Origin of the sequence: Methylosinus sp. R-45379, assembly GCF_001644125.1 — a bacterium.
Classification (GTDB): domain Bacteria; phylum Pseudomonadota; class Alphaproteobacteria; order Rhizobiales; family Beijerinckiaceae; genus Methylosinus.
Genome location: NZ_LUUM01000062.1, coordinates 1 through 3,499 on the forward strand (window position 1 = coordinate 1; position 3,499 = coordinate 3,499).

Annotated in this window: 5 protein-coding genes and 1 pseudogene; 1 reads left to right on the forward strand and 5 read right to left on the reverse strand. The window is 63.3% G+C overall.

Going from position 1 to position 3,499, the window contains the following annotated elements; genetic code table 11:
- On the reverse strand, positions 1-124 hold a 124-nt coding region (locus A1351_RS23635), incomplete at its 3' end, for a helix-turn-helix domain-containing protein (RefSeq protein ID WP_157096074.1).
- Positions 125-224: 100 nt separating this feature from the next.
- Positions 225-453 (reverse strand): annotated as a pseudogene (locus tag A1351_RS25725) (IS110 family transposase); the annotation flags it as partial.
- A 108-nt stretch (positions 454-561) separates the two neighbouring features.
- On the opposite strand from A1351_RS25725, the gene A1351_RS03740 reads away from it, so the two are divergent.
- The gene (locus A1351_RS03740) at positions 562-999 is read left to right on the forward strand and encodes a hypothetical protein (protein WP_064032246.1); all 438 of its coding nucleotides are present in this window, start codon (positions 562-564) and stop codon (positions 997-999) included.
- 7 nt (positions 1,000-1,006) lie between these two features.
- Here A1351_RS03740 and A1351_RS03745 read toward each other — a convergent pair whose 3' ends face one another.
- From A1351_RS03745 to A1351_RS03755, 3 genes are read right to left on the reverse strand one after another with little or no spacing between them, the layout of a single operon-like run.
- Entirely contained in the window at positions 1,007-2,569 is a 1,563-nt protein-coding gene (locus tag A1351_RS03745) for an IS66 family transposase (protein ID WP_064032252.1), read from the reverse strand.
- Positions 2,570-2,619: 50 nt separating this feature from the next.
- Positions 2,620-2,976 carry an IS66 family insertion sequence element accessory protein TnpB gene (gene tnpB / locus A1351_RS03750; protein WP_064032248.1) on the reverse strand — a complete coding sequence of 119 codons (357 nt, stop codon included), beginning with the start codon at positions 2,974-2,976 and terminating at the stop codon, positions 2,620-2,622.
- The gene (locus A1351_RS03755; RefSeq protein WP_064032250.1) at positions 2,973-3,413 is read right to left on the reverse strand and encodes a transposase; all 441 of its coding nucleotides are present in this window, start codon (positions 3,411-3,413) and stop codon (positions 2,973-2,975) included. The genes tnpB and A1351_RS03755 overlap by 4 nt, the downstream gene beginning before the upstream one ends.
- Positions 3,414-3,499 lie beyond the last annotated feature (86 nt).

Consider the following 3,499-nt stretch of genomic DNA (forward strand, 5'->3'; position numbering starts at 1 on the left):
AATCCTGCACCGTGCTGCGCGCCACGCCGAGCCGCCGCCCGATCTCCCGCGCGCTCACCCCCTCATGGGCAAGCCGCAGCATCTGCCGAAGTTGTCGCATCGTGAGTTCTCTCTTCGCCGGCATCCCGTTCTCCTCGTCGATCTCGACGAAGCGGAATACCGCAACAGAAAGCCCTGAAGGTGTTGACGCGCGTGCGTCACGATTTGCCGGACGACGCTGCGTAGGTGGATCAGATCGCGCATGACTTCGTGATCGGCGTCGGGAACCCAGACAGGGGTCAATTCTCCGGCGCGATGGAGACGGACGAGCATGGTGGCGTCACGACGATCTGTCTTCACCCGATCGCCCGACTTCATTGGGATCAGCGACGGTGCCACCACGTCGCACCGATGCCCGAGGCTGATGAGATGACGATGAACGCCATAGCCGCACGGATCCGCTTCATAACAAAACGCCGTAAGCGGTGCGGCCGTGCCACACCGATCGGCTGTGGACGGCGGGGGCTGGGCAGTTGACGTCTGATCGGAGGGATGGCGTCGTGCTTTTGAGGAGCGACGCCGATGACGATCGAGGACCAGCTTCGAGAGCGGTTGCGGAAGGTGGAGGCGCTGCATTTCGGCGCGACGAGCGCCGGAGAGCGCGAGGCGGCCAGCGCGGCGGCCGATCGGCTGAGGGCGAAGCTCGATGAGGCGGCGCGCAGCGATCCTCCCGTCGAGATGAAGTTCAGCCTCCCGGACGAATGGTCGGTGCGCTTGTTTGTCGCTCTATGCCGACGCTACGGCGTGCGCCCGTTCCGCTATTCGCGGCAACGCCACACGACGATCATGGTGAGGGCGCCGCGGCGCTTTTTCGACGCCGTCGTGTGGCGGCAATTTTCCGATCTGCACACGGACCTTTGGATCTATTTCGAGCAGACGACGGAGCGGCTGATCAAAGAGTCGATCTGCTCCGATACGAGGGACGCAGAGACGGCGAGCGAGCCGAGCCTGTTGCGTTGATGGCGGATCATGCCGCCGCTTCGGCCTGGTCACGCGCAGCTTTCCAGTTCCACACGAGAAGCTCGGCGAGCCGATTGTTGGTGGTCGCGCCGGAGACCATGCGCTCCAGCACATCCGCGAGCCATGTCTCTGGATCGACGCCATTGAGCCGCGCCGTCTGAATCAGCGTCGATAGGATCGCCCATGTTTCGGCGCCGCCATTGTCGCCGGCGAAAAGCGAGTTGCGCTTGCCGATCGCGATCGATCGAATGGGGCGCTCCACGATATTGGTGTCCGGCTCGATGCGGCCATCGTCATGAAAGCGCGTCAATCCGCTCCAATGCGCGAGCGTATAGTTTATCGCCTTGATCAGCGGCGAGATTTGCGACAGCCCGTCGCGCACGGCGATCAAGCGGGCGTGGAGCGCCTCCATGATCGGCTTTGTCTCGGCCTGCCGAACCGCGCGCCGCTCGTCGGCGCTTTTGCCGCGAATGCGCTTCTCGATCGCATAGAGCAGCGCGATCGTCTCGATGACCTCTTTGGCGAATGGCGAGTTCGTTGTCTTGAACACCGCGACGAACTTGCGGCGCGCATGCGCGAGGCAGAAGGCGAGTGTGACGCGGCTTTCGGCGCCCTCGTCCTTGACCAGCGCCTTGTAGGCGGCGTAGCCGTCGACCTGCAAGATTCCGGTAAAGCCGGAAAGTTGCGACGCGATCTCCTTCTTGCTGCGGCCGTCCGCGAACACATAGGCGACGGCCGGCGGAGCCGGTCCCGCCCAGGGCCCGTCATCGGTCGCATGCGCCCAGAACTGTCGGAGCTTCACATGTCCGGACGCGAGCACAGGCATCGGCGTCTCGTCGCAGAAGAGCCGCGGATAGCGATGCATCACCTCCAATTGCAGATCGTAGAGCCCCTTCAGCATCCAGGCCGTCTGCTTCATCCAGCGCGCCAGCGTCTGCCGATCGAGGACGACGCCCAGGCCGGCGAGGATGGCGGTCTGACGATAGAGGGTCGAGAGCCAGCCATATTTGGCGACAGCGATATGAGCGACGAGCGTCGTCGAGACCATGCCGCCTTCGATCAACTGCGCCGGCGCCGGCGCCTGCACGACCGCGCTTTCGCAAGCCCGGCACGCATATTTGGGACGGATCGTGCGCAAGACGCGCAGCACGGCCGGCACACGGTCGAGCACTTCGCTCACATCCTCGCCAATGCGATGCATCCGTCCTTTGCAGCAGGGACACCGCGTTGTCGTCGGTTCTATGACGCGCTCGCAGCGGGGAAGGTGCTCGGGCAGCTTCCCGATGTTGCGCCCGGCCTTTTTGCTCGGCTTCTTCGCGGCTTCCTCGGACGCCGGAATGTCGTCGTTCGTCGCCGCCGTCTTCCGCGTCTCTTCGTCTCGATTATCCGAAAGGTCGAGCGCGAGCTGTTCGGCGCCCAGCCTGGACAAGCGCTCGGAGCGCGCGCCGAAAATCAGGGCTTTCAGCGTCACGATCGTCGTCTTCAGCGTCTCGTTTTCCGCTTCGAGCGCGAGCGCCAGCTCCGTCAGCAGAGCCGGGTCCGATGGAAGGGGCGTGGAGCGAAGCGCCATGACATGAATGTACCACCGCGCTCGCTGACGCTCCAGCGAATACAGCAATATCACGCAGTCTTGTTCGGCCTCTTCACCGCCTTCGGCGTCATGCGCGACCATTCGGAGAAGCCGTCGAACAACATCGCGAACTGCGTCGGCGTCAGAGACACCACACCGTCTTGCGCAGGCGGCCAGGCGAAGCCGCTATCCTCCAGCCATTTCGTCGCCAGAACTGTTCCCGAGCCGTCGAATAGCAAAAGCTTTAAGCGGTCCTTGCGCTTGGCGCGGAACACATACACGTCACCACTGTAAGGATTGCATCTTAAATCCTCCGCCACCAGTGCGACGAGTCCATGCACACCTTTGCGGAAATCGACCGGCCGCGTCGATACGAACACACGTCGCTGCGCGCCGACGGAGATCATCGCGAACGACGCAGCGCCGAAATCACTGCGTTGACCGTCGCGCTGTCCGCGCCCATCGGCACACGGACCGTCGCATCGGCCATCGAGACCTCGATCGTACATGACACGACAGAGACCGCATCTCGCTCCTCGACGATTGTGGCCGCATTCTGCGGGCGCTCCTCGACACATCTCACGCGCACCGCAGCGAACAGCGATTCATGCTCGGACGTGCTTCGCGCCTCCCAGGCCTGCCGACGCCAGACGGTCAGCAGTCCACGGCTTACGCCATTGCGCCGAGCGACGTCCGAAATGTTGGCGTTCGGCTCCGCGCTTTCCGCGACGATCCTCGTTTTTTCCTCGGACGTCCAACTGCGCCGGCGCCGGCCGCCGGTGATCAGCTCCACCCGTTGATAAGTCCTGCCTTCATGCATGGCATCAAGCATGGAATGATCCATCGCCCAACCCTCCTCATGACCAAATCACTTGAAGAGGATCGCGCGGCGCTCAAACTTTTTCGAGGTGGGACGCTCGCACCGCTTAC